This window comes from Serratia sp. L9 (assembly GCF_050632285.1).
Taxonomy (GTDB): domain Bacteria; phylum Pseudomonadota; class Gammaproteobacteria; order Enterobacterales; family Enterobacteriaceae; genus Chania.
In genome coordinates, this window is record NZ_CP192591.1 from 3,441,006 (window position 1) to 3,466,973 (window position 25,968).

Here is a 25,968-nt window from a genome sequence, read left to right on the forward strand (position 1 = left end):
TTGAAAGGTGACGGGTAATTCGCAACTGATTCGTAAGGAAAGCATTTTATGGCACAAGTAATTAATACCAACAGCCTGTCGTTAATGGCGCAGAACAACCTGAACAAATCTCAATCTTCTCTGGGTACTGCGATTGAGCGTCTGTCTTCTGGTCTGCGTATTAACAGCGCGAAGGATGACGCTGCGGGTCAGGCGATCTCTAACCGTTTCACCGCCAACATCAAGGGCCTGACTCAGGCTTCTCGTAACGCTAACGACGGTATCTCTCTGGCGCAGACCACCGAAGGCGCACTGAACGAAGTTAACGACAACCTGCAGAACATCCGCCGTCTGACCGTTCAGTCTCAAAACGGTTCTAACTCTTCAAGCGACCTGCAGTCAATCCAGGATGAGATCTCCCAGCGTCTGAATGAAATCAACCGTATCTCTGAGCAGACCGATTTCAACGGCGTGAAAGTGCTGAGCGGTGACCAGAAGCTGACTATTCAGGTTGGTGCAAACGATGGTGAAACTATCGATATCGACCTGAAAAATATCAATGCAAAAACTCTGGGTCTGGATAAGTTCAGCGTTGCTGACCCGTTGGATACCTCTAAAGTAGGTGCAGAAGTCACTACTGTTGACCAGATGGGCGCACCGACTATCGCTGCAGATGGTTCAAGTGGCACGGCTAAAACTTCTACAGATGGCAAAGTTTACGCTTCTGGTTCAGATCACTACATCAAAACTGGTGCATCTGAATGGGTAAAAGGCGCCTTGGATGTGGACACCGGTGAATTCACTTTTGACTCAAGTGCTGCCGCGACCGTTGTCACTGCAGAGCCTGCAAATATGACCGCAGTCACTTCCACTAAGACGGGTACTACCCCAGTGAGTGGTTTGGATGCAGGTGAGAAATTGCATGCTTTCACCGACGCAAATGGTAAAGCAGGTTATATGATCAAAGGCGCTGATGCCGATGGCAATGATACCTACTTCAAAGCGACTCTGGACGCGACGGGTAAAATTACCAAAGGCGCTCAACAGTCTGCCGATCCAAAAACCGCTGATCCACTGGCAACTCTGGACAAAGCCCTGTCACAAGTTGACGGCCTGCGTTCTTCTCTGGGTGCGGTACAGAACCGTTTCGATTCTGTAATCAATAACCTGAACAGCACCGTAAACAACCTGTCTGCTTCCCAGTCCCGTATTCAGGATGCCGACTACGCGACCGAAGTTTCCAACATGAGCCGTGCCAACATCCTGCAACAGGCTGGCACCTCTGTTCTGGCCCAGGCTAACCAGTCTACCCAGAACGTATTGACCCTGCTGCGTTAATCGATTTCCTTCGATTAAGCGGTCTTCTCAACCCTGCTTCGGCAGGGTTTTTTGTTTCTATGTGCTGCCACGGTTATTACATGGCGCAAATAAAGCCTGTTTTGTACGGCTGTTCAGCCGATTGGCATCTTGCCCCCTACGGATAATAGCCATGACTCCCTTATCCGCAGGTTTTAGACATAGTGAGCGATCTGTATACCGCCGAAGGCGTCATGGACAAACATTCTCTCTGGCAGCGCTATGTTCCGTTAGTGCGCCACGAGGCGTTACGCCTGCAGGTCAGGTTACCCGCCAGCGTGGAGCTTGACGATCTGCTGCAAGCCGGGGGATCGGGCTGTTAAACGCCGTTGAGCGTTTCGATGCCCTACAGGGAACGGCCTTCACCACCTATGCCGTACAGCGTATTCGCGGAGCTATGCTCGACGAATTACGCAGCCGCGATTGGGTGCCACGTAGCGTGCGCCGCAATGCTCGTGAAGTGTCGAAGATAATGCAGCAGCTGGAACAGCGCCTTGGCCGCCCGGCCAGTGAAGTGGAAGTGGCACAAGCGCTGAATGTCTCGTTGGATGAGTATCGCCAGATCCTGTTGGACACCAATAACAGCCAGCTGTTTTCCTACGACGAATGGCAAGAAGAGCATGGCGACAGCGCAGAACCGATGCTGGAAGGGCATGAAGAGGCCAATCCGTTGCATCAGTTGCTGGAGGGTAATCTGCGCCAGCGGGTGATTGATGCCATCGAGGCACTGCCGGAGCGCGAAAAGCTGGTGTTGACGCTGTATTACCAGGAAGAGTTGAACCTCAAAGAGATAGGCGCAGTGCTTGATGTAGGGGAATCGCGAGTCAGCCAACTGCACAGTCAGGCAATTAAACGGCTGCGGGCACGACTGGCTCACGATACCTGATGGGGACCAAGCCCGCTGCTTACGCCAACCTTATTACCGCTGTAATAAAATGGACTGCAAGATATGCCAGGAATAACGTTGAAGAAACGGCCGCTCAGCCGTTACCTGAAAGATTACAAACATAGCCAGAGCCACTGTTCACAATGCGGGAAAGAGCTCGACCGTATGGCGCTGGTATTCCGTGGGAAGATCATCAACAAAGAAGCGATTGCCCGTATGGATCAGCCGATTGATGATAATGTGTGGCTCAACGTACAAAATGAACTGACCGCGTTGTGCCGGTTTTGCAGCGAGATTTCATGTAATAGCCACCCCAGCTACTTCGATATCATGGCATTTAAGCAGTATCTGTTTGAACAGACCGAAATGAGCCATAGCACCATCCGCGAGTATGTCGTGCGCCTGCGCCGGTTGGATGAAATGCTGGTGGCGCATAATTATCCCGCGGACAAGTTTGCCGGTGGCTTTAACCACCAGCGCATTATTGACGATCTGCCGACGGCAGGGCATGACAACTACCGTATTGCGCTGCGTAAATACGATCAATATCTGGCCTGGCAGAAGAGTTACTGATTCATACCCTTCTTACGTGAAGTTGCAGCGTTGTTGGCGGCGAGAGTGAACCCCAGTGTTTTACCTCAGTAAACCCCATGGGGTAACTCTCTGGCCGTCCAGCGGTGACGCTAATTACTTTGGGTATCGCGTATCCGGCAGATGGCCCCAGCCTTTCCCCTCGAATAAAGAGTGATAATTCAGAGCACATCTGATAAACCTATTCTTTATATATCGTTATTTTATTCCCTGGGGGAAGTTGTGGATCTGCAACAGCAACTGGCGCAATTCCCGCGCCTGGATTTGGTTGGCTCGGCCACGCCGCTCGAAAAGTTATCTCGCCTTTCTGATTATCTCGGCCGTGAAATTTATATCAAACGTGACGATGTCACACCGATAGCGATGGGCGGTAACAAACTGAGAAAATTGGAGTTTCTGGCCGCTGACGCTCTGCGGCAAGGGGCGGATACGCTGGTCACCGCCGGTGCCATTCAGTCCAACCACGTTCGTCAGACCGCTGCCGTGGCGGCCAGACTCGGCCTGCAGTGTGTCGCACTGCTGGAAAACCCCATCGACACCAAAGCAGAAAACTATCTTTCCAACGGTAACCGCCTGCTGCTCGATCTGTTCAATGTTGACGTCGTGATGTGTGAGGCACTGTACGATCCACAGGCACAGCTGGCGGACCTCGCCACCCGTCTGGAAGCCCAGGGTTTTCGTCCTTATATCGTCCCCGTTGGGGGTTCCAATGCGCTGGGTTCACTGGGCTATGTGCAGTGTGCGCTGGAGATTGCTGCGCAAAGCCGTGATGTTACTTTCAGTTCGATCGTCGTGGCTTCCGGTAGTGCCGGAACTCATGCCGGTTTGGCGGTAGGGTTGCAGCAACTGCTGCCAGAAAGCGAGTTGGTGGGCGTAACCGTTTCACGCAAAGTGATCGATCAACTGCCAAAGGTGGAACAACTGCAAAAAGCGGTGGCCTGCTCGCTGGATATCGATGCGCTGGCCCCGATCACCCTGTGGGATGACTATTTTGCGCCGCAGTATGGTATGCCAAACGAAGAAGGCATGGCGGCGGTGGAACTGTTGGCTCAACAGGAGGGCGTATTGCTGGATCCGGTCTATACCGGCAAGGCCATGGCTGGGTTGATTGATGGCATCACTCAAAAACGCTTCCGCGATGAAGGCCCGGTTCTGTTTATTCATACCGGCGGGGCACCGGCGCTGTTTGCCTATCATCCGCAGGTATAGAGGCAAACCAATTATTCCATTTTGAACTATATTTATTATTTTATATTCCTTTATGAAGTCGGTAGGGCTGTTAAAGTCCTGATATCAAAAAGATAAACAACAGATGGGGTGTCTATGGTCTTTTCAAAAATTCGTCGTCAACTGCTATTGGGTGTGATGGCCGTTGCGCTTACCACCGGGTTGAACGTGAAAACCTACGCTGCGGATAATCTGCTTGAGCAGGTCAAGCAACGTGGCACGCTGATTGTTGGGCTGGAAGGAACCTATCCTCCGTTCAGCTTCCAGGATGTAGACGGCAAGCTTGCTGGTTTCGAAGTGGATTTTGCCAATGCATTGGCAGAACATCTGGGCGTGAAAGCCAACCTGAAACCCACCAAGTGGGATGGCATGCTGGCTTCGCTCGAATCCAAGCGTATTGATGTGGTCATCAATCAGGTCACCATCTCTGACGAACGTAAGAAGAAATATGATTTCTCAACGCCTTACACCGTTTCAGGTATTCAGGCGCTGGTGAAAAAAGGCAATGAAGGCCAGATCACCAAGGCCGAAGATCTGAAGGGCAAAAAAGTCGGTGTGGGCCTGGGCACCAACTATGAGCAATGGTTGCGTGACAATGTGCAGGGTGTTGATGTGCGCACCTATGATGATGACCCGACCAAATACCAGGATCTGCGTGTAGGCCGTATTGATGCCATTCTGGTTGACCGCCTGGCGGCGCTGGATCTGGTGAAAAAGACCGGGGATACGCTGGCCGTTGCGGGTGACGCTTTCTCCCGCCAGGAAGCGGGTGTCGCCGTGCGCAAGAACAACCCGGAACTGTTGGCAGCCATCAATCAGGCGATTGCCGAAATGCAGAAAGACGGTACGCTGGCGAAGATCTCTGAGAAATGGTTTGGCGCGGACGTAACTAAATAATGCATGAGAGTATTCAACTGGCGCTGGATTCAGCGCCATTTTTATTGAAAGGCGCCATTCTGACCCTCCAGCTCAGTCTTGGGGGCATGGCTCTCGGTTTAATCCTCGGGTTTCTGTTGGCGCTGATGCGCCTTTCGCCGTTATGGCCGCTCTCCTGGCTGTCACGCCTCTACGTTTCCCTGTTCCGTGGTACGCCACTGATTGCGCAGTTGTTTATGATCTATTACGGTTTGCCGCAGTTTGGCATTGAGCTGGATCCGTTCCCGGCGGCGCTGATTGGTCTTTCGCTTAATACTGCGGCCTACACGTCGGAGACCTTGCGTGCGGCAATTTCTTCGATCGATAAAGGGCAGTGGGAAGCGGCAGCCAGCATCGGTATGACCCCTTGGCAGACCATGCGCCGGGTGATCCTGCCACAGGCGGCGCGTACCGCTTTGCCACCCCTGGGCAACAGCTTTATCGGTCTGGTCAAGGATACCTCGCTGGCGGCAACCATTCAGGTGCCAGAGTTATTCCGGCAGGCTCAGTTGATCACCTCACGTACGCTGGAGGTGTTCACCATGTATCTGGCGGCATCGCTGATCTACTGGGTGATGGCAACCCTGCTTTCCGCGCTGCAAAACCGCCTGGAAGCACATGTTAACCGTCAGGATCAGGAGTAACCGATGAGCGCCATCGAAGTTAAACAGTTGGTCAAGCAGTTCAAAGGGCAAACCGTGTTGCACGGCATCGATCTTGAGGTTAACTCTGGGGAAGTGGTGGCAATTATCGGACCGAGTGGCTCCGGCAAGACCACCTTGTTGCGCAGTATCAACCTGTTGGAGGTGCCTAATTCCGGCACTATCCGCGTGGGCGATATCCTGATCGACAGCGCCCGCCCGCTGAGCAAACAAAAAAATCAGGTACGGGCTTTGCGCCAGCAGGTGGGTTTTGTGTTTCAAAGCTTCAATCTGTTTCCACACCGCTCGGTGCTGGAAAATATTATTGAAGGGCCGGTTATCGTCAAAGGGGAGGCCAAGGCCAGCGCTGAACAGCGCGCCCGAGCTTTGCTGGCGAAAGTCGGGTTGAGCGGTAAAGAGCAGGCTTACCCCAAACGTTTATCCGGTGGTCAGCAGCAGCGCGTGGCGATTGCCCGCGCTTTGGCAATGCAGCCGGAGGTTATTCTGTTTGATGAGCCTACCTCGGCGCTTGATCCCGAATTGGTTGGCGAAGTGCTCAGCACCATCCGTGCGCTGGCTGAAGAGAAACGCACCATGGTGATCGTAACGCATGAAATGAGCTTTGCCCGGGATGTGGCTGACCGCGCCATTTTTATGGATCACGGTCGTATTGTGGAGCAGGGGCCAGCTAAAGAACTTTTTGCCAACCCTCAACATCAACGCACCAAGCAGTTCCTGGATAAGTTTCTTAGCCAGTAACACTGATATGGGGGCTTTGGCCCCCAGACTCCTGGCGTAATACCTAACTAAAAGCCTCTGAGAGTTCGCAGACTACCTCCCTGGCGCTGCTGATCTTCGCAATACCTCCAGCGGCCCCGGAGACGGTGATCACGCCATGCTGGTGATCCCCGTCCAGCATGCCTTTCTTGATCACACCCACTTCGCTTTCTCCGCGCCCGGCAAGGATACTCTCGGTGGCGATGACGCGAATATCTCCTGCTGGGGTATTAATTTCGACCAGTTCTTCAGACAGAACATTCACAATAGCCTGTTTGGTATTGAGGCTGGCAGGGGATTCAAACGTGGCAATAAAACGCGTGCCAACATAGACGCCCGCAGCCCCCATAGCCATGGCCGCTTTTGCGGTTTTCTGGTTATAAATGCCCCCGGCGGCAATCACCGGAATGTTGACTGCATCGGTGACCTGCGGCAGTAAGACCAGCGTACTGATCCGGTGGTCGCTGAGGTGTCCTCCCGCCTCGTGTCCGGTGATAATAATGGCATCCACACCTGCTTTTTCCGCCATTATCGAGTTTTCTACCGTGGGTGAAATTTCCCGGTGAATCACGATAATACCGGCGTCTTTCAACCTGCGAATGTAGGCTTCTCCTTTGGAGATATCCTTACCGCTGGTAATAACGATACTGATTTTTTCCTGCAGGATGGCCTCCAGTAGCGGCTCAGCGTATTTAAAGCTGATATCGACCCCTTCGATAGGCAGCAGATAATTCACGGCAAAGGGTTTATCCGTCAGGCTTTTGGTTTTCCTTATTTCCTCACGGAAAGCGTCCACGGTGCCGGTGACTCCACCGCCAGCATCCTGGCGCCCGGCGTTCGGGCCAAGTACCCCCAATCCCCCGGCATTTGATACTGCTGCCGCCAGTTCAGCGGAGTTAAGCCACACCATAGAGGCCTGTATAACTGGCGTATCGATACCTAATAAAGCCTGTAATCTCATGATTCCTTTCCTCAAGTTAAAATTAATCAGCGGTAAATCACTGCACTTGCATGCAGTTTGTTATTACCGGAAACGGCAATAATCTGGTAACGGCTGGCCTGATTGGTCTTTGCTTGTTTCGCAATAGCCTGTCCAATCTCTGTCAGCGCTGTCATATCTGTAACGATCGTTATTTAATGAGCGTACTCGCAGGAAGGGCTTTTGGCAATAACTTTTTATAACGATCGTTATTTTAATTGATGGGAGGTTTATCTGCTGGACGAAGCAAAGGGTTATTTTATAATGATCGTTCCTTAAATAGCCTGGTGAAGGCTCTGGAATGGTAGCTATGACGAAGAATCTCAAAGAGGTGACTGTTCGGGGCAGGCCTAAAAAATTTGACCGCGACAGCGTATTGGAAAAGGCTATGGAGCTGTTTTGGCGCTTTGGCTATGAGCCAACCTCAATGTCCGAACTGATTGAAGGGACGGGCACCAAGCCTTCTTCTTTGTATGCTGAATTCGGTAACAAAGAAGGGTTATTTTGTGCGGCGGTAGAGAGGTATCTTGCCACTTATGGCCATGCCAGAGACGTGATCCTAGATCAGGGCGATCTCCCGTTGTCGCAGGTGATCGAACAACTGTTGCGTACTTGCGTTGATTGGTTCACTGATGTGCAGACCCCATCAGGTTGCTTTATGGTGGTCGCAACCTTTGGTATGTCTGCCGCAGATAATGACTTGTTCAGCCAACTTAGCCAGCAACGAAATTCGGCGGAGAACAAGATTGTTGAATGCCTTGAGCAGCGTGTCCGCCAAGGCGAGCTGCCGGAGAATACCCACTGTGCCTTGCTGGGAAAGTACATTGTCAATGTGATTCAGGGTATGTCTGTGCAAGCACGTAATGGGGCAACTCGAGAAGAACTCTCTGGCTTAGTGGATATTTTTATGGGGCAGTGGCAAGCGATGACCGCTCCCTGATGACCTGCGGGTAATCAAACTCTCATCTTATTCCGACCCTCTCCCACAGGGAGAGGGGAAATCAGGCGCAATTAGCGGCCCCGAACGGTACCCTCTACTTTGCGGAGAGGGTTATTCAGAGCTTAGCCAATCGTCATCAGGCTGGCATTGCCCCCGGCGGCGGCGGTGTTAACGCTTAACGAACGTTCGATCAACAGGCGCTCGAGCATAATGTTGGTCTCCCCGTGGGCGAAACCCTGTACCGAGACAATGGCACCGCTGCGCTGGGCAATCTGCTCACAAAGGGTGCGTAACTGATCGGCATCACCGTGGTAGATAGCCGCGTCAAACTCCACCTTGTCCTGCGCCCAATCCTTGCTGAAACTGATACGTGCCTGCACGGCTGCCGGTAAGCGGCGGTATAGGGTGCGTTGCAGTTCAGCCTCTGGCCACAGCACCTGGCTGCCGACCGCCAGCACGGCTGCCAATTGGGTCAGGGCGTCGGTTTCGTTGTCCGTCAGACACAGTACACGTTCGCGTGGCAGCAGGGCGTAAGTGTTGCGTTCACCGGTCGGGCCTGGCAGTGGGCGCACGGTGCCACCCTGGCCTAATTCGGCATAAAGCTGTGCCAGTACGGCCAGTTCGCGCAGGTTTTCCGCGACGGCCCATTTCTCCAGGGCTTGGTGCGGGGCGAGCAGCGTAGGGCGCACGGTGGCTTCCAGTGGGCGCTGGTTATCCTGACGATTAAGGGTACGCTGCACAGCATCCATTGGGCGGTTAGCCAGCAAGCGGTACAGGTAGAGTGGGCCACCGGCTTTTGGGCCGGTCCCCGACAGGCCTTCGCCACCGAACGGCTGTACCCCGACTACCGCGCCAACCATATTGCGGTTGACGTACAGGTTGCCGACTTTTGCATGATCGGTCACTTTGGCAATGGTTTCATCGATGCGCGTATGGATCCCCAATGTCAGGCCATAACCTGAAGCGTTGATCTGCTCAATTAACGCCCCCAGATTGGCACGTTGGAAACGGACAACGTGCAACACCGGGCCAAAGATCTCTTTTTGCAGTTCGTCAAAGCTTTCCAGCTCGATCAGCGTTGGCTTCACAAAGGTGCCGCGAGCACAGGCTTTTTCATCATCCTCCAGGCTTTTCGCCGCCTGATAAACCTTGCGGCCTTTGGCACGCATGGCTTGGATATGGCGCTCAATGCCGCTTTTTGCTTCGGCGTCAATCACCGGGCCAATGTCGGTAGACAGGCGTTCCGGGTTACCCATACGGCACTCGGCCATGGCCCCACGCAACATCTGCAAAGTATGCTCCGCCACATCTTCCTGCACGCACAGAATGCGCAGGGCGGAGCAGCGTTGCCCGGCACTGTCAAAGGCCGAAGCGACCACGTCCGTGACCACCTGTTCGGTAAGGGCGGAGGAATCGACAATCATGGCGTTCAAACCACCGGTTTCGGCAATCAGTGGCGTCGGGCGGCCTTGAGGATCCAGGCGGCCAGCGATGCTGCGTTGCAGGATCCCGGCAACATCGGTAGAGCCGGTGAACATGACGCCACGCACGCGGGCATCATTGACCAGAACCGAGCCCACGGTTTCCCCCTGGCCTGGCAGCAGTTGCAATACGCCCGCAGGAATACCGGCTTCCAGCAGAATGCGCACCGCCTGGGCGGCGACCAGCGGCGTTTGCTCTGCCGGTTTGGCCAGCACGCTGTTGCCAGCGGCAAGCGCGGCGGCAATCTGGCCGGTAAAGATGGCCAATGGGAAATTCCACGGACTGATACAGACCACCGGGCCTAATGGGCGATGGCTGTCGTTGGCAAAATCGTCACGGACCTGGCCGGCATAGTAATGCAGGAAATCGACGGCTTCGCGTACCTCTGCGATGGCGTTGCTGAAGGTTTTACCCGCTTCGCGTACCAGGATACCCAGCAGGCTCTGCAACTGGCTTTCCATCAGTTCTGCCGCGCGTTCCAGAATAGCGGCACGTTCGGTCGGCGGTGTGGCAAACCAGATTGGCCCAGCCGCTGCGGCTGCGTCCAGCGCACGGCTGACTTCCCCTTCGGTAGCTTCGCGCACGTAGCCAACAACATCACCCGATTCTGCTGGGTTGATCACCGGTTGCTCAACCCCTGATCCAACTGGGCGGCAATAATCGGTTCTGCACGCCATTCCTGCGTCGCACTGCTGAGCAGGGCACTGGAAAGTGAAGCCAAACGTTGTTCGTTAGCCAGGTCCAGGCCGCTGGAGTTGACACGTTTTTCACCGTACAGCTCGCGTGGCAATGGAATGCGAGGATGGGGCAAACCGATGCAGCCTTCGCTGGCGGCCATAGCCTCCACCGCGCTTACCGGGTCTGCTACCAGTTCGTCAAGCGGCAATGTGGCATCGGCGATACGGTTGACGAATGAGGTATTGGCACCGTTTTCCAGCAGGCGGCGTACCAGGTAGGCCAACAGGGTTTCGTGCGTTCCCACCGGCGCATAAATGCGGCAAGGGCGGTTCAGCTTGCCATCGGCCACTTTGCCGACCACCTGTTCGTACAGCGGTTCGCCCATGCCATGCAGGCACTGGAATTCGTACTGGCCAGGGTAGTAATTATTGCCCGCCAGATGATAGATGGCGCTCAGGGTGTGAGCATTATGGGTCGCAAACTGCGGGTAAATCAGATTCGGCACGGCCAGCAGCTTGCGGGCACAGGCCAGATAGGAAACGTCGGTGTACACTTTGCGGGTATAAACCGGGTAGCCTTCCAGGCCATCCATCTGGGCGCGCTTGATTTCGCTGTCCCAGTAAGCCCCTTTCACCAGGCGGATCATCAGACGGCGGCGGCTACGGCTGGCCATGTCGATCACTGCATCAATGGCAAACGGGCAACGCTTCTGGTATGCCTGAATAACGAAGCCGATGCCGTTCCAACCGGCCAGTTGCGGTTCGAAGCATAGCTTTTCCAGCAGATCGAGGGAGATCTCCAGACGATCGGCTTCTTCGGCATCGATGTTGATGCCGATATCATATTGGCGGGCCTGCAGCGTCAGCGACAGCAATCGTGGGTACAACTCTTCCATCACGCGATCATACTGTGCGCGGCTATAACGTGGATGCAGCGCAGAAAGTTTGATCGAGATACCTGGGCCTTCATAGATGCCCCGGCCATTGGAAGCTTTGCCGATGGCGTGGATCGCTTGCTGATAGGAAACCAGATACGCCTGGGCATCGGCTTCGGTCAGGGCAGCTTCGCCCAGCATGTCATAAGAGTAACGGAAGCCTTTATCTTCCAGCTTGCGTGCATTGGCCAGCGCTTCCGCGATGGTTTCACCGGTAACGAACTGTTCGCCCATCAGGCGCATCGCCATATCCACGCCTTTGCGGATCAGCGGCTCACCGCTTTTACCGATAATGCGGTTCAATGAGCGGGAAAGATTGGCTTCATTATGGGTAGAAACCAGCTTACCGGTAAACAGCAGGCCCCAGGTGGCGGCGTTAACAAACAGCGAAGGGCTGCGGCCAACGTGAGAATGCCAATTACCGTTGCTGATTTTGTCGCGGATTAATGCATCGCGCGTGGGTTTGTCTGGAATGCGCAGCAACGCTTCGGCCAGGCACATCAGTGCCACCCCTTCCTGAGAAGAGAGTGAGAACTCTTGCAGTAATCCCTGCACTATTCCGGCGCGGCCATTGGCGCTTTTCTGGTTACGCAGCTTTTCGGCAATACCATAGGCCAGTTTATGGGTGGATAGCGCCAGATCGGCTGGCAAGCGCGCTTGCTCAAGCAACATCGGTACCGCTTCGGTTTCCGGGCGGCGGTAGGCGGCGGTGATAGCCGCACGGGTGACGGACTGCGGCAGAATCTGTTCTGCAAATTCAAGGAAAGGCTGGTGGGACTCTTTGAGCGGTTGCGGCATAATGTCGTCCGCTTCGGCCTGGCTGGCAGCGAGCGTCGGGATCTCTGGCATATCAGAACCGCTCTCCAGGCGCTCCAGATAGTTGAAAATTGCCTGCTTGATTAGCCAGTGCGGAGTGCGGTCAATACGTTGTGCGGCGCTCTTAATACGATCGCGTGTCGCTTCATCGAGCTTAACGCCCATGGTGGTCGTGGCCATGCCAATCCAACTCCTGTGTTTGGAACCTATCCCATCAGGCACACAAAATAGGGCCAGATAAGCCTGCTGGGATAGGTTCATGGAAAGGTGATATCGAGAATGCAGACAATATCCAGCATGTTGCAACTTTGTGCAACCTTGTTAAATCAACATGTAATCGAACTGTGATTTCTATCGGTTTTTTAACATCAATATCAGTCAGGATTTTTAGCCGCTCACAGACCGGAAATAGGCGGTGAAAGATAATTCCCTGTATTAATCAAGGTTAAGAGGGAAGTGCAACTCGGTAGAGGCCTGATAAGTGCAACCTTGAAAGCGGTTAAATGTGACGCAGGGTAAACTTTGTGTAACTTTGTTGTTAAATGTCTTGTTGGTTGTTGGGGAGGTCATCTAGGATAGCCAGCGTTTATCTCCGTCGCCTTTCAAGTAGCAGCGTTGTTACCTGCACGCACTCACCCTTAAGTAAGCGCCAGGGGATGAGTGGGCTTGGCACCTGGCTGCAGTTTGACATAGATAGGGGATAGGGCATTACGGGCAGAAATTATCTTCACCCGCCTTCCATCGCAATGCGCTACGTTCCGGCGCTTTGGCGGGTGAAATACACCACATAAAAATACCCAATGATTTTCAAGAGCCAAGCTACTGCGCGGCAACCTGAAAGCGGAAGGGAATAAAGAATGGAGAGTTACATGACAATGAGCACACCAATGCTGGTGACCTTTCTGGTCTACATATTTGGGATGATACTGATAGGCTTGTTGGCCTACCGGGCGACCAACAACTTTGATGATTATATTCTGGGTGGCCGCAGCCTGGGCAGCGTGGTTACCGCGCTATCCGCAGGGGCTTCTGACATGAGCGGCTGGCTGCTGATGGGTTTGCCAGGGGCTATTTTCCTTTCCGGCATTTCGGAAAGCTGGATCGCTATCGGGCTGACAATCGGTGCCTACCTGAACTGGAAGCTGGTGGCGGGGCGGCTGCGTGTACATACTGAAGCTAACAATAACGCGTTGACATTACCGGACTATTTCACCGGTCGTTTTGAAGATAACAGCAAACTGCTGCGGGTGATTTCCGCCATTGTCATTCTGGTGTTTTTCACCATCTATTGTGCCTCCGGCATTGTTGCTGGCGCCCGTCTGTTTGAAAGCACTTTCGGTATGAGCTACGCCACTGCCTTGTGGGCAGGTGCTGCGGCCACCATCCTGTATACCTTTATCGGTGGTTTCCTGGCGGTGAGCTGGACCGATACCGTGCAGGCCAGCCTGATGATTTTCGCGCTGATCCTCACGCCGGTAATCGTTATTCTCGCGGTGGGCGGCATCGACACCTCGCTGCTGGTGATTGCCGCTAAAAACCCGGCGAATCTGGATATGATGAAAGGGCTGAATCTGGTGGCGATCCTGTCTCTGCTGGGTTGGGGCCTGGGTTACTTTGGTCAGCCGCATATTCTGGCGCGTTTTATGGCGGCAGACTCTCACCGCACCATCCGCAGCGCCCGTCGCATCAGCATGACCTGGATGATCCTCTGTCTGGCTGGCACGATCGCGGTGGGCTTCTTCGGCATCGCTTACTTTGCCAATAACCCGGAGCAGGCGGGTAATGTTTCGCAAAACGGCGAGCGGGTATTTATTGAACTGGCCATGCTGCTGTTCAACCCATGGATTGCCGGGATCCTGCTTTCTGCCATTTTGGCCGCGGTGATGAGTACCTTGAGCTGCCAACTGCTGGTGTGTTCAAGCGCTATCACCGAAGATTTGTATAAGGCTTTCTTGCGCAAAGGGGCCAGCCAACGTGAGCTGGTGTGGGTTGGCCGCGTTATGGTGCTGGTCGTTGCGCTGGTGGCGATAGCTCTGGCTGCCAACCCGGAAAACCGGGTACTTGGCCTGGTGAGTTATGCCTGGGCTGGTTTTGGTGCGGCATTTGGCCCGGTTGTGCTGATCTCTGTTATGTGGTCACGCATGACACGTAACGGCGCGCTGGCCGGTATGCTGGTTGGGGCGATCACCGTGATCGTCTGGAAACAGTACGCCTGGCTGGATCTGTATGAAATTATTCCTGGCTTCCTGTTTGGTTGCCTCGCCATCGTGGTAGTGAGCCTGATGGGCCGCCAACCTTCGGCGACCATGACAGAGCGTTTTGAACTGGCAGAAGCTGAGTTTAAAACGGTATAAATCCTGCTTAATCTCTCCCTGGCCTCCAGGGAGAGAATGTTCTCCTCATCAACTTTCCTCACCTCTCTGTAACAACTAGCGACATTTGATTAAGAAAAATCACATCTCCAGCTCTTGTTTTTCTTTTCGTTAGAATGATAATCACTATCGTTCTGGTTTACTTTTCTTTACATAGCTGCAGCCATCATCAGCTGCTGTGTCAGCAGCTCATTAAAAGCGTCTTATCAGGGGTTAATCATCTATGTTTGTTCCCTTCCTTATCATGTTCCGTGAGGGGCTGGAGGCTGCGTTGATCGTCAGTCTGATCGCCAGTTATCTGAAGCGGACCCAAAGGGGTCAATGGCTTGGCGTGGTGTGGATTGGGGTGTTCATCGCCGTCGCTCTGTGCCTGGCGCTGGGTATCTTCATCAATGAAACTACCGGTGAATTCCCTCAAAAACAGCAAGAGCTGTTCGAAGGACTGGTGGCAGTGGTGGCGGTTTGCATCCTGACTTACATGGTGTTCTGGATGCGCAAGGTTTCCAAGTCGGTCAAGGTTCATCTGGAAGGGGCGATTGATAACGCGCTTAACTCCGGCAAAAGCCAGGGTTGGGCATTGGTGGCGATGGTGTTTTTTGCCGTTGCCCGTGAAGGGTTGGAATCGGTATTTTTCCTGCTGGCTGCATTTCAGCAAGATGTCGGGATCGCGGCACCGATCGGCGCACTGCTCGGCCTGTCGTGCGCCATTGTGGTCGGTATGCTGATCTATTGGGGCGGCATCAGGCTGCATCTGGCCAAATTCTTCAAATGGACCAGCCTGTTTATTCTGTTTGTTGCCGCAGGCCTGGCTGCCGGGGCAATTCGTGCTTTCCATGAGGCCGGGCTATGGAATCATTTTCAGGACATTGCCTTCGATCTCAGCAATCATCTGTCGACTCACTCGCTGCTGGGTACCCTGCTGGAGGGGATATTCGGCTATCAGGAAGCGCCATCGGTCAGCGAAGTGGCGGTCTATTTCCTGTATCTGATCCCGGCGCTGATTTTCTTTTTCCTGCCTCAACGTGCGGAACCCGCAGTGGTTCCTGCGCAACGTAAAACTCATCACTAATTTAATAGGGGATCTGGTATGTCTATTCCGTTATTGCGCCGTAAGGCACTGCATGCAGCACTTTTGGCCGCCCCTGCGCTGGCGTTTAGCGCCAATGCATTGGCGGCAGAGGTTCCACAGGTGAAAGTGACCGTCAATGATAAGCAGTGCGAGCCAATGCAGTTGACCGTCCCTGCCGGCAAAACGCAGTTTGTGGTGCATAACACCAGTCAGAAAAACCTGGAGTGGGAAATCCTCAAAGGGGTAATGGTTGTAGAAGAGCGTGAAAATATCGCCCCTGGTTTCACCCAGAAAATGACGGCGAACCTAGAACCGGGCGAGTATGACATGACCTGCGGCCTGTTGAGCAACCCGAAGGGAAAACTGGTGGTTACAGCTGCGGCAGGCACAGCGACCAATGGCAAACCAGATGCCATGGATCTGGTTGGCCCCATCGCTGAATACAAAGTGTATGTGACCAAAGAGGTGGAAGGGCTGGTCAAGCAGACCAGACTGTTCACCGATGCAATCAAAGCCGGTGACGTAGCGCAGGCGCGCAAGCTCTATGCCCCGACTCGTCAACACTACGAGCGTATTGAGCCGATTGCCGAGCTGTTCTCGGATCTGGACGGCAGTATCGATGCCCGTGAAGATGATTATGAGAAAAAAGCCGAAGATCCGAACTTTACCGGTTTCCACCGTCTGGAGAAGGCGCTGTTTGCTGACAATACCACCAAAGACATGGGGCAATATGCCGACCGTCTTTACCACGACAGCCTGGAACTGCAAAAACGCATCAGCGAGTTGACTTTCCCACCGAGTAAAGTGGTTGGCGGTGCGGCCGGTCTGATTGAGGAAGTGGCCTCCAGCAAGATCAGCGGTGAGGAAGATCGTTATAGCCGTACCGACCTCTGGGACTTCCAGGCCAACGTAGACGGTGCGCAGAAGATTGTTAACCTGCTGCGTCCATTGCTGGAAAAAGCTAACCGGCCGCTGCTGGAAAAAATCGACGCCAATTTTAAAACCGTAGATACCGTTCTGGCGAAATACAAAACCCAGGAAGGTTATGAGTCCTATGAGAAACTGACCGATGCGGATCGCAATGCGATGAAAGGGCCAATCACAGCGCTGGCAGAAGATTTGTCACAGTTGCGTGGCGTGTTAGGTCTGGATTAAGGGCAAAGCACCATGAATCACAACATCGGCCCGGATAGCGGGCCGTTTCCTCAGGACGAGAAAGTTCCATCGACATCACGCCGTCGTTTATTGCAAGGGCTAGGCATGATGGGCGGTGCCTTGGCGCTGGGGAGCTCATCTCTGGCACGGTCAGCGGATAAAACTGAAGAGCCGCTGGCAACCGCACATGATGAACGTTGGCAGAAACAGCCATTCTATGGTCAGCATCAATCAGGGGTGTTGACTGCGCAGCAGGCGGCAATGATGCTGGTGGCATTCGACGTATTGGCTACCAACAAGCCGGATCTTGAGCGCTTGTTCCGGCTATTAACCAGCCGGATCGCTTTTCTCACCGAGGGAGGAAAGGCGCCAGAGGTCGACCCGAAGTTGCCACCCTTGGATTCAGGCATCATGGGGCCGGAAATTTACCCCGATAACCTGACCATCACCTTGTCCGTTGGGAGCTCACTGTTTGATGAGCGTTTTGGTTTACAGGCGCATAAGCCGTTGCGTCTGCAAAAAATGACGCGTTTCCCAAATGATGCTCTGGATGCTTCCCTGTGCCACGGTGACCTGCTGCTGCAAATCTGTGCCAATACCAATGAAACGGTGATCCACGCTTTACGCGATATCATCAAGCATTCGCCTGACTTGCTCAGCGTGCGCTGGAAGCGTGAAGGTTTTATCTCTGCCCATGCGGCACGTAGCAGGGGGAAAGAAACGCCGATCAATCTGTTGGGCTTTAAGGATGGCACCGCTAACCCGAAAACCAGTGATAAGCCGCTGATGGACCAGGTGGTGTGGGTTGGTGCTAATGCCGGGGAGCCCGCCTGGGCGGTTGGGGGAGTTATCAGGCCACGCGCATTATCCGCTTCCATGTCGAGTTTTGGGATCGCACGCCTTTGCAGGAACAACAGACCATCTTTGGGCGCGAAAAACATAGTGGTGCGCCGCTGGGGATGAAGCATGAGCACGACGAGCCAGATTATGCCAAAGATCCCGAGGGCAAACTGATCCCGATGGATGCGCATATCCGTCTGGCCAACCCGCGCACACCTCAGACGCAGAGCAGCCTGATGCTGCGCCGTGGTTACAGTTATTCGCTGGGTGTTTCCAACGCTGGCCAACTGGAGATGGGTTTGCTGTTTGTCTGTTATCAAGCCGATTTGGAACAGGGCTTCCTGGCGGTACAAAAACGATTGAATGGCGAAGCGCTGGAAGAATACGTCAAGCCAATTGGCGGGGGTATTTCTTTGTATTGCCTGGTGTTAAAGCCAATGGCGATTATTTCGCCAGCGGTTTGCTGCAGGCCTGAGGGGAAAGATTTGAATGGATTGAGCGTAGGCACAACGTGCGGCCTGCGCTTTTTGATTGGTCAGTTTTTAATCTGAAAACCAAAATGTCATGGAATGAAATTAAACATAATGCATTGATATTTATAGATAAATAAAGTTGTATAGAATGAGGTAAGCGGCGTGATATAGTGTTCTTGCGCAGTCTGAAAACAATAAATAATAAATTTATTTACATTTTAGTAACGCGACAAAGTTGAATGTCATTATACTGTAATCATCTGGCGGTAGTTTTCACACGGTGCACAGCTTGATGCTGTAAATATCACTGCGGGGATCGCTAATGGTAAAGTCCTTGGTTGGGCTACAAAGAACAAATAACATACTTCCCCTGATTTCTCGTTATAACGAGGGTTCTCTCTCCGACTCTCAATTTCTGACCGACTCCTGGCTCCACTTTCGCTCTAATCCGGCTCACACTATCCTCTTTTTCGCGCATACCGCGCTGCCCTGTGAAGAAACGCTGCGTTTGTCTGCGGGCGCGTATTCACGCCATTCATCAACATCGGAGGCTAAAAACCTAATACGTGTGTGAAACATAATCGCTCGGTATTTGATGCCGTTGCGGTAGGTGAAACAAACTGTAAGGTGCCACTATGGGAAGACAGAAAGCAGTGATCAAAGCACGTCGTGAAGCCAAACGCGTTATTCGTCGTGACGCACGTAGTCATCGCCAGCGTGAAGAAGAAAGCGTTACATCGCTGGTACAAATGGGTGGTGTTGAATCTATCGGAATGGCTCGTGACAGCCGGGATACTTCTACCATCGAGGCGAGAACCGAAGCTCAAGGTCATTACTTATCAGCCATAGAAAACAAGCAGTTGATATTTGCCACCGGTGAAGCTGGCTGTGGTAAAACATTTATCAGTACCGCCAAAGCGGCGGAAGCCCTGATACATAAAGAAGTGGATCGGATTATCGTTACTCGTCCGGTTCTGCAGGCGGATGAAGATCTCGGCTTTTTGCCGGGGGATATCTCTGAGAAATTCGCCCCTTATTTCCGGCCGGTGTATGACATTCTGTTGCGCCGTTTAGGATCGTCATTCTTGCAATACTGCCTGCGCCCGGAAATAGGCAAGGTAGAAATCGCGCCTTTCGCCTACATGCGCGGGCGTACCTTCGAAAACGCGGTGGTGATCCTGGACGAAGCCCAGAACGTGACGGCAAGCCAGATGAAGATGTTCCTGACCCGCCTGGGCGAGAATGTCACGGTCATCGTTAACGGGGATATTACCCAGTGCGATTTGCCACGCGGCGTGAAATCCGGCCTTAGCGATGCGCTGGAGCGCTTTGAAGAGGACGAGATGATCGGCATTATCCGCTTTGAAAAACAAGACTGCGTCCGCTCTGCCTTGTGCCAGCGCACGCTTAATGCTTACGATTAACCTGCCAGACTCTGCTAAAAGGCCACTTCGGTGGCCTTTTTAATGCCCCAGATGACAGGGCATATCATCAAAAACAAAGGGTTAAGTCACACTGTAGGCACCTGTAAGGGGTGTTGGTGCCCATTTTGAACGCAGGGGCTACGAAGCAGTGGGTACAAACCCGAACAAAGCACCTTTAACTGGCTTATCCTCACAATTTTTTAGCAGGCGCATACTGCTCGTCGGTGACCTGCTCCATCCAGTCAACAACTTTACCTTCTTTCGCCTCGGCAATGGCGATATGCGACATGGCAGTTTCAGGTGCAGCGCCATGCCAGTGCTTCACGCCGGCGGGTATCCATACAATGTCTCCAGGACGGATTTCTCGTACCGGAACTCCCCACTCCTGCACCAGGCCGAGGCCGGCAGTGACAATCAACGTCTGACCGAGCGGATGTGTATGCCAGGCAGTGCGAGCAGAAGGTTCAAACGTCACGGTCGCGCCGCCCACGCGTGCAGGATCTGTACCCTGAAAGGGGGAATCGATGCGCACAGTGCCAGTAAAATATTCTGACGGGCCTTTTACAGAGGGTGTTGTTCCACTTTGCATTACAGTAATCACAGGTGAGTTCTCCTTCGAATAAACAACTGAAACAGACAGCAGCAGGGACACAGCAACGATGGCAAGTCTTTTCATGCGGGCTCCGTTTTACAGTGCAGGGATTGGTGGAAGACAATTTTTCGTCCTGAGCTGTTACTAGTGTAAGCTCGGCTTGATTGGTTGATAAGATAGGCAAATCTGAATGTGTATGTGTGTGAGATGCAACAATGGCATATGAAAACCTGAACGATCTGCGGGCTTTCCAGGTCGTAGCGCGAGAAAAAACTTTACCCGTGCAGCCGCTCAGCTAGGTATGTCGCGCTCCGGGCTGAGTCATGCCATAACGGCACTGGAAGCGCGGTTGGGGGTCAGACTGCTGACGCGTACCACTCGCAGCGTTTCACTCACAGAAGCTGGGTTGCGCCTGTACAATACTCTGCACCCCATGTTAAGTGAGCTGGACAGTGAACTGGCTTCCCTGCGCGCCCTGAGCGATAAGCCAGCAGGCACTGTACGTATCACTGCGCATGATTACGCCATAGTATCCGTACTCTGGCCCCGGCTTCAGCCTTTGCTGAAACGTTATCCAGACATTCAGGTCGAACTGAGCGTTGACTATGCGCTTACCGATATTGTTGCGCAGCAGTTTGATGCCGGGGTCAGGGTAGGCAGTACCGTTGATAAGGACATGATAGCCGTAAGAATCGGCCCTGACTTTCACATGGCTGTGGTGTGTTCACCGGAATACCTGAGCGGGAAAAGTGTACCTGTAATACCTGGGGATTTGACGACACATCAGTGCATAAACCTGCGGCTTCCGACACTCGGCGGGCTTTATGCCTGGGATTTCGAAAAAGAAGGGAAAAAATTATCGGTACGTGTGCAGGGGCAAGCTATCTTTAACAACACCTATCTTATGTTGCAGGCAGCACTGGATGGCCTGGGATTTGCTTATATTCCTCTCGAGTTGGCGCAAACATATATTGCAATGGGAGAGCTCACTCCCGTTCTAAAAGATTGGTGGCCGCATTTTTCAGGATATCATCTTTACTACGCCAGTCGGCGCCAGATAGCCCCGGCGCTAGCTGAAGTTATTGCAGTGCTACGCTATCAGGAAAGATGACAAATGGCGTTTGGCATTTTCGAATATAACTGTTTGATTTCCCTCGTTGCCAACGGCCAGATTTAATCGTGTTCTAACATAGAGCACGATTAAATCTGAGCAAATACATATCAGGTCACCCGTTATCATTATTACCCAGACTGTATTTTTAAACCGGGCAACCAGCCGCTAACCTCCTTCATGTGCTCCTGCCGCGGCGTTGACTCGTTACGTACAGATATTTTGGCCGCATTCTCAATGCCACCCACTGATCCCAGGTTCTCTGGCTTGCCGCCCATCAGTGGATAGGGGATGCGGTGCGCGTCCATCAGCGAGTGGGTGTCTTTATTAACCTTGGGGGCTTTTTATTGTGCGCTGCCAAGCGCCCATCACACTAACCCCTTTGGCTGGCGGCGGTGGATTTCTGTTCTAACAAATACTGGATAAAGAGTAACCCCAACGCGATCGCTACCGGAACAAACACCATAAGGTTTAGCCAGAACCAACCCAGGGTATGCAACATCTGCCCAGACAACAGTGAGGCTAACGCGGTGGTGCCAAACACAAAGGTGTCATTCAGTGACTGAGTTTTTAGCCGCTCATTGTGGCGGTAGCAGGAAGTCAGCATCACGGTCGCACTGACAAAACCAAAGTTCCAGCCCACGCCTAACAGGATCAGCCCGCCCCAGAACCAGATCACTTGGTTACCGATCATGGAGACTGCGGCGGCGCAGGCGGTCAGCAATAGTCCAGTGACACAAACTTTACGCGCGCCGAATTTTGTCATCAGCCTGCCAGTGAAAAACCCTGGCGCGTACATTGCCAGAATATGCCACTGAATACCCAGCGCTGCGGTGGCAAGGCTGTGCCCGCTATGCATCATGGCCAATGGGGTTGCGGTCATCATAAATGTCATCAGGCCATAAGAGACCAGGCCTGCCACCGCGATGGAAATAAACCGGAATGAGCTGGCAATTTCTCTCAGGGAGCGGGGGGTGGACAGCGCGGTTTCATGCGGGGACAACTGTTCGGGAAGCAGCTGTTGCTGCAGGCTTAGCTGCGCCGTCATGCGCCGCATACGCCATAAAAACAGCAGTGCGATCAACGCGAGGGCGGATTGGCCAAGGAAACTTGCCGATAGCGGAACGGGTAACAAATCTTGCGTCCAAATAACCAGTTGTGGGCCGATTATTGCCGCTAGCAGCCCGCCCAGCATAATACGGGAAATCGCCATCGGTTGATCAGGCTTGGCGACATAATCTGTTATCGCAAAACGATAGCTTTGTACACAGGCCGCGTAGCAGCCAGCCAGCAGACAGCCCAAACAGAACAGGCCGAAAGAGCCGCTAATCACCCCCAATGTGGCTATCACTCCCCCAGCAATGCACTGATTGCGCCAAGGTTATAAGCGTTAACCCGCCCAAAACGGGCGATCAGCATCCCCAAGGGTAAAACAGACAATGCCAGGCCAATGTTATAAAGGCTGACTGGCAAAGTTGATAAGGTCTTATTGTTGCTCAACGCTTCGCCTACCAATCCACCGAGCGAGATGATAATCGGTGGCGAGGATGCCCCAATAGCCTGAAGGGCAAAAAGCAAATAGACATAGCGCCTGGTCTGCGCACGGTATGCCTCTTCCCCTGAAGTTATGCTTGCCAGATCCACAATGGGCACCCTTGGTGAGTTATTGCACTGAATTAATCAGGCGGTGTATCTACGCCGCCTGATTGGGTTATGGGAGTCAATAGTATCCCAGCAATTTCCACCAGGCGAGGCCGATGACAAAGATCAGAATGACATTGAAGGTCACAACACAGAAATTGATTTTATAGAAGCGTGGCCGCTCAAAATAACCCTGGGCAAAGTAAATTGGGCCTGGTCCACCGCCATATTCGGTATTTCCCCACATCAGGTTACTGAAGATACCAAAACAGATTGCCACCATCATTGGCGGCGCACCGGCGGCAATGGCCGTGGCGGCGAAGGGAGCATACAACGCGGCGACATGGCCAGATGCGGTGGCGAACAGGTAATGGACATAAATATACAGCACGCCAAGAATGACAAATGTCTGCATGGCACCAAAGCCGCTGATGGTTGTCTCCAGCTTGGTGGTCATCCAACTGATAAAGCCGAGGCTGGATAGGCCACCAGCAAGGCTGATGATCACGCTGAACCAGATAACCGTGTCCCAGGCGGCTTGATCCTTAAGCAGGTCTTTCCAACTGACGGCCTGAGTGGCAAACAGATAAGCGGCTAAGCCCAAGCCTACCGCCGTAGCGGATAAACCGGTCAATAAACTGGTTCCCCAGCCCAACAGCGCCAGTGCAAAACCCAGCGCGACCTTTTTTCAATGCTTGACATGGCACCCAGTTCATTCAGTGCCCGGCGTCCCATCTCTTTGGCTTCTGGGGTCTTTTTAAGCTCCGGGTTGAGCATTTTATAAACCAGCAATGGCATCAGGACAAAACACACCATCGCGGGCACCACTGCGGCAACGAACCAGCCACCCCAGGTAATTTCTACGCCCAATGAGTCTTTGGCGAGACTACCCACCAGCGGGTTTGCCGCCATTCCGGTCAGGAACATAGCACCGGTTATCGGGGTAAACTGAAAGCAGACCATAATCAAAAAATCACCGATTTTTTTGCCGCTTACGCCGGGGGAGGAGCCTAATACTTCATTGATGGAGCGTGCGATGGGAAAGATAATGCCACCCGATCTGGCGGTGACCGACGGCATGGCGGGGGCCATAATCAAATCGGAAACCCCGAGCGAGTAGGCGATCCCTAGGCTGCTACCGCCAAACATTGACAGCATTTTGTAGGCAATACGCTTACCCAAGCCTGATGTAACAAATCCCAGTGAAAGAATGTAAGCACAAAAGATTAACCATACCGTCCCACTGGCAAAGCCGGATAAGGCCTTGGCTTCGGTTAAGGTGCCGGTAAATATCGCCACACACAATGCGACCAGCATCACGGCACCAGAAGGTAAGGGCTGTGTCAGAATAGCGGCAATAGTCGCAGCAAAGATGGCAAACATCTGCCAGGCCTGCGGTGTCAATCCTTCAGGAACTGGGCAAATCCAAATAATTACACCAAGCAGTATAGGAATAAGGGTAGCGACAATCTTTTTATTTCGGTTAGAGGACTCGGCTGACATAATCATCTCCTTATTGAAATGATTGGTTTTTAGCCCTGTTGGGCTGAATATTTCACGGCCCGATCCACCATTTGTGGTGCCATGCCCAGATAATTGGCCGGATCGGTTAGTTGCTCAATCAATTGCGGTTTCAAACGGCTGGTGATACTCGGCATTGCATTCAGGACGTCGGCGAGGCGCCCCCGTTTTCATTGACAATGCGGCAGGCGTCGTAAACCACGTCATGGGCATCCTGGCGGCCAATATAGGGGCAAGCCCCATCATCACCGCCTCTGCAACGATCAACCCTTTGGTCATATCAAGATTTTTTGCCATTGCTGCTTCATCAACGATCAGACCGCCCAGCATAAATTTCGCCTGATTGAGCGCCCCTGCAGTGAGCACAAAGCTTTCTGGAATGGCTATCCACTCGGCATGCCACGGGCCTGTAGCCCGCTCCAGATCCTGCACCATCGCATCCAGCATCAACCCAGCCTGTTGGCGAACGCCTTTGGCACAGGCCAGCATCAGTTCGCTGGAGATAGGGTTGCGTTTTTGCGGCATAGTGCTGCTGGCACCCCGGCCTTTGACGAATGGCTCATAAAGCTCGCCATATTCGTTTGCTGCCATCAACATCACATCAAAGGCGATTTTGCCCAGCGATCCGGTAATTAGCCCTAATAGGTTAACCGCTTCGGCAAAACCATCTCGTGCCACATGCCAGGTAGTGATGGGGGTACCCAGGCCGAGTTCTTTCATCATTGCCTGCTGTACATCCAGACCCTTTTCGCCCAGAGAGGCTAGCGTACCGGCAGCTCCGGCAAATTGACCCACTAATACGCGTGGGCGGGCCTGCGCCAGACGTTCGGCGTGGCGATCAAACATATTGAGCCAAATGGCCGCTTTATAACCGAAAGTTACCGGCAGGGCTTGTTGCAGATGGGTGCGTCCTGCCATGGGGGTATCGCGGTAGCGTTGTGCCATGTCGGCAAGAATTTTACGGAGTTGGGCAATGTCGGTTTCGATCAGATCAAATGCATCGCGGATTTGCAGCACGACGGCGGTATCCATGATGTCCTGGGTGGTTGCCCCCCAATGGACATATCCGCCAGAGTTACCTGCCTGCTTCGATATCTGATGCACCAACGGCAAAATGGGATAACCCACAATCTCGGTTTCATGGCGTAGCAGCTCAAAATCGAGCGTATCCGCATTGCAGGAAGTGGCAATTTCAACTGCCGCTTCCTGCGGGATCACACCGCAGAAGGCTTCGGCTTTCGCCAAGGCGATCTCCACCTCAACGTACTTGCGAACCAACTCGCGATCATCAAAAATAGAACGCATTTCCGGGGTTCCGAAGGAATCACGAAACAGAATAGAATCAAGAACATTAGAAGCCATAATGCCTCCCTCAATGGAAGAATGGTGGTAAGGTAAGAACGGTCCCATATGCAATGTGTCGTCATTTTGTAAAACAGCTCGTCGGGTGGGGATCACAGGCCTGTTTGCTGTTGCTGTTCAGATAAGCTTAAATGTCCGTACATTCTCATATGTCCGGACAATGTATAATGTCCGTACATTTAATCAAGGTATTTTGCTTTGGTTTTG

At 53.1% G+C, this 25,968-nt stretch carries 17 protein-coding genes and 7 pseudogenes; 15 read left to right on the forward strand and 9 right to left on the reverse strand.

Annotation, left to right across the window (positions count from 1 at the left end; translation table 11 throughout):
- Positions 1-48 precede the first annotated feature (48 nt).
- From ACQ86O_RS16290 to tcyN, 7 genes and pseudogenes are all read left to right on the forward strand, one after another.
- Positions 49-1,317, forward strand: a complete 1,269-nt coding sequence (locus ACQ86O_RS16290; RefSeq protein WP_431221980.1) for a FliC/FljB family flagellin — start codon at positions 49-51, stop codon at positions 1,315-1,317.
- A 182-nt stretch (positions 1,318-1,499) separates the two neighbouring features.
- Positions 1,500-2,221, forward strand: a pseudogene (locus ACQ86O_RS16295) (RNA polymerase sigma factor FliA).
- 63 nt (positions 2,222-2,284) lie between these two features.
- Positions 2,285-2,794: a flagella biosynthesis regulatory protein FliZ gene (fliZ, locus tag ACQ86O_RS16300; RefSeq protein ID WP_431221981.1), complete on the forward strand. Its 510-nt coding sequence runs from the start codon at positions 2,285-2,287 to the stop codon at positions 2,792-2,794.
- A gap of 240 nt (positions 2,795-3,034) precedes the next feature.
- Positions 3,035-4,021, forward strand: a complete 987-nt coding sequence (locus ACQ86O_RS16305) for a D-cysteine desulfhydrase (protein WP_431221982.1) — start codon at positions 3,035-3,037, stop codon at positions 4,019-4,021.
- Positions 4,022-4,135: 114 nt separating this feature from the next.
- On the forward strand, positions 4,136-4,936 hold the full coding sequence (gene tcyJ / locus ACQ86O_RS16310; protein ID WP_431221983.1) for a cystine ABC transporter substrate-binding protein: 801 nt from the start codon (positions 4,136-4,138) through the stop codon (positions 4,934-4,936).
- Positions 4,936-5,598: a cystine ABC transporter permease gene (gene tcyL / locus ACQ86O_RS16315; RefSeq protein WP_431221984.1), complete on the forward strand. Its 663-nt coding sequence runs from the start codon at positions 4,936-4,938 to the stop codon at positions 5,596-5,598. The genes tcyJ and tcyL overlap by 1 nt, the downstream gene beginning before the upstream one ends.
- Before the next feature lie 3 nt (positions 5,599-5,601).
- Positions 5,602-6,354, forward strand: a complete 753-nt coding sequence (tcyN, locus tag ACQ86O_RS16320) for an L-cystine ABC transporter ATP-binding protein TcyN (RefSeq protein WP_431221985.1) — start codon at positions 5,602-5,604, stop codon at positions 6,352-6,354.
- 43 nt (positions 6,355-6,397) lie between these two features.
- Here tcyN and ACQ86O_RS16325 read toward each other — a convergent pair whose 3' ends face one another.
- Together ACQ86O_RS16325 and ACQ86O_RS16330 are read right to left on the reverse strand one after the other, a co-directional pair.
- The gene (locus ACQ86O_RS16325) at positions 6,398-7,333 is read right to left on the reverse strand and encodes an NAD(P)H-dependent flavin oxidoreductase (RefSeq protein ID WP_431221986.1); all 936 of its coding nucleotides are present in this window, start codon (positions 7,331-7,333) and stop codon (positions 6,398-6,400) included.
- A gap of 26 nt (positions 7,334-7,359) precedes the next feature.
- Entirely contained in the window at positions 7,360-7,488 is a 129-nt protein-coding gene (locus ACQ86O_RS16330) for a DUF1471 domain-containing protein (protein ID WP_431221987.1), read from the reverse strand.
- A 173-nt stretch (positions 7,489-7,661) separates the two neighbouring features.
- On the opposite strand from ACQ86O_RS16330, the gene ACQ86O_RS16335 reads away from it, so the two are divergent.
- Positions 7,662-8,291, forward strand: coding sequence for a TetR/AcrR family transcriptional regulator (locus ACQ86O_RS16335; protein ID WP_431221988.1), 630 nt, complete (start codon positions 7,662-7,664; stop codon positions 8,289-8,291).
- A 122-nt stretch (positions 8,292-8,413) separates the two neighbouring features.
- Here ACQ86O_RS16335 and putA read toward each other — a convergent pair.
- Positions 8,414-12,381, reverse strand: a pseudogene (putA, locus tag ACQ86O_RS16340) (trifunctional transcriptional regulator/proline dehydrogenase/L-glutamate gamma-semialdehyde dehydrogenase).
- A 689-nt stretch (positions 12,382-13,070) separates the two neighbouring features.
- Between putA and putP the strand changes: the two are divergent.
- From putP to phoH, 5 genes and pseudogenes are all read left to right on the forward strand, one after another.
- Positions 13,071-14,555 (forward strand): sodium/proline symporter PutP, encoded by a 1,485-nt coding sequence (putP, locus tag ACQ86O_RS16345; protein WP_431221989.1) that lies wholly within the window; start codon positions 13,071-13,073, stop codon positions 14,553-14,555.
- A gap of 241 nt (positions 14,556-14,796) precedes the next feature.
- Positions 14,797-15,642 carry an iron uptake transporter permease EfeU gene (gene efeU, locus ACQ86O_RS16350; RefSeq protein ID WP_431221990.1) on the forward strand — a complete coding sequence of 282 codons (846 nt, stop codon included), beginning with the start codon at positions 14,797-14,799 and terminating at the stop codon, positions 15,640-15,642.
- 18 nt (positions 15,643-15,660) lie between these two features.
- Positions 15,661-16,797 (forward strand): iron uptake system protein EfeO, encoded by a 1,137-nt coding sequence (gene efeO, locus ACQ86O_RS16355; protein WP_431221991.1) that lies wholly within the window; start codon positions 15,661-15,663, stop codon positions 16,795-16,797.
- A 12-nt stretch (positions 16,798-16,809) separates the two neighbouring features.
- A pseudogene (gene efeB / locus ACQ86O_RS16360) lies at positions 16,810-18,112 on the forward strand (iron uptake transporter deferrochelatase/peroxidase subunit).
- Positions 18,113-18,745: 633 nt separating this feature from the next.
- Positions 18,746-19,534, forward strand: coding sequence for a phosphate starvation-inducible protein PhoH (phoH, locus tag ACQ86O_RS16365; RefSeq protein ID WP_431221992.1), 789 nt, complete (start codon positions 18,746-18,748; stop codon positions 19,532-19,534).
- 190 nt (positions 19,535-19,724) lie between these two features.
- On the opposite strand, the gene ACQ86O_RS16370 is transcribed toward phoH, so the two are convergent.
- Positions 19,725-20,210 (reverse strand): (R)-mandelonitrile lyase, encoded by a 486-nt coding sequence (locus ACQ86O_RS16370; protein ID WP_431221993.1) that lies wholly within the window; start codon positions 20,208-20,210, stop codon positions 19,725-19,727.
- Positions 20,211-20,427: 217 nt separating this feature from the next.
- Between ACQ86O_RS16370 and ACQ86O_RS16375 the strand changes: the two are divergent.
- Both ACQ86O_RS16375 and ACQ86O_RS16380 read left to right on the forward strand, forming a co-directional pair.
- A pseudogene (locus ACQ86O_RS16375) lies at positions 20,428-20,472 on the forward strand (hypothetical protein); the annotation flags it as partial.
- 3 nt (positions 20,473-20,475) lie between these two features.
- Positions 20,476-21,237 carry a LysR family transcriptional regulator gene (locus ACQ86O_RS16380; protein WP_431225751.1) on the forward strand — a complete coding sequence of 254 codons (762 nt, stop codon included), beginning with the start codon at positions 20,476-20,478 and terminating at the stop codon, positions 21,235-21,237.
- Positions 21,238-21,368: 131 nt separating this feature from the next.
- Here ACQ86O_RS16380 and ACQ86O_RS16385 read toward each other — a convergent pair.
- The 5 genes and pseudogenes from ACQ86O_RS16385 to pcaB form a co-directional block, all read right to left on the reverse strand.
- A pseudogene (locus tag ACQ86O_RS16385) lies at positions 21,369-21,548 on the reverse strand (phage portal protein); the annotation flags it as partial.
- Positions 21,549-21,610: 62 nt separating this feature from the next.
- On the reverse strand, positions 21,611-22,588 hold the full coding sequence (locus ACQ86O_RS16390) for an MFS transporter (RefSeq protein WP_431221994.1): 978 nt from the start codon (positions 22,586-22,588) through the stop codon (positions 21,611-21,613).
- Positions 22,585-22,881 carry a hypothetical protein gene (locus tag ACQ86O_RS16395; protein WP_431221995.1) on the reverse strand — a complete coding sequence of 99 codons (297 nt, stop codon included), beginning with the start codon at positions 22,879-22,881 and terminating at the stop codon, positions 22,585-22,587. Before ACQ86O_RS16395 ends, ACQ86O_RS16390 begins: the two co-directional genes overlap by 4 nt.
- Before the next feature lie 76 nt (positions 22,882-22,957).
- Positions 22,958-24,381 (reverse strand): annotated as a pseudogene (locus ACQ86O_RS16400) (DASS family sodium-coupled anion symporter).
- Between the two features lie 29 nt (positions 24,382-24,410).
- A pseudogene (gene pcaB / locus ACQ86O_RS16405) lies at positions 24,411-25,761 on the reverse strand (3-carboxy-cis,cis-muconate cycloisomerase).
- Between the last annotated feature and the right edge of the window lie 207 nt (positions 25,762-25,968).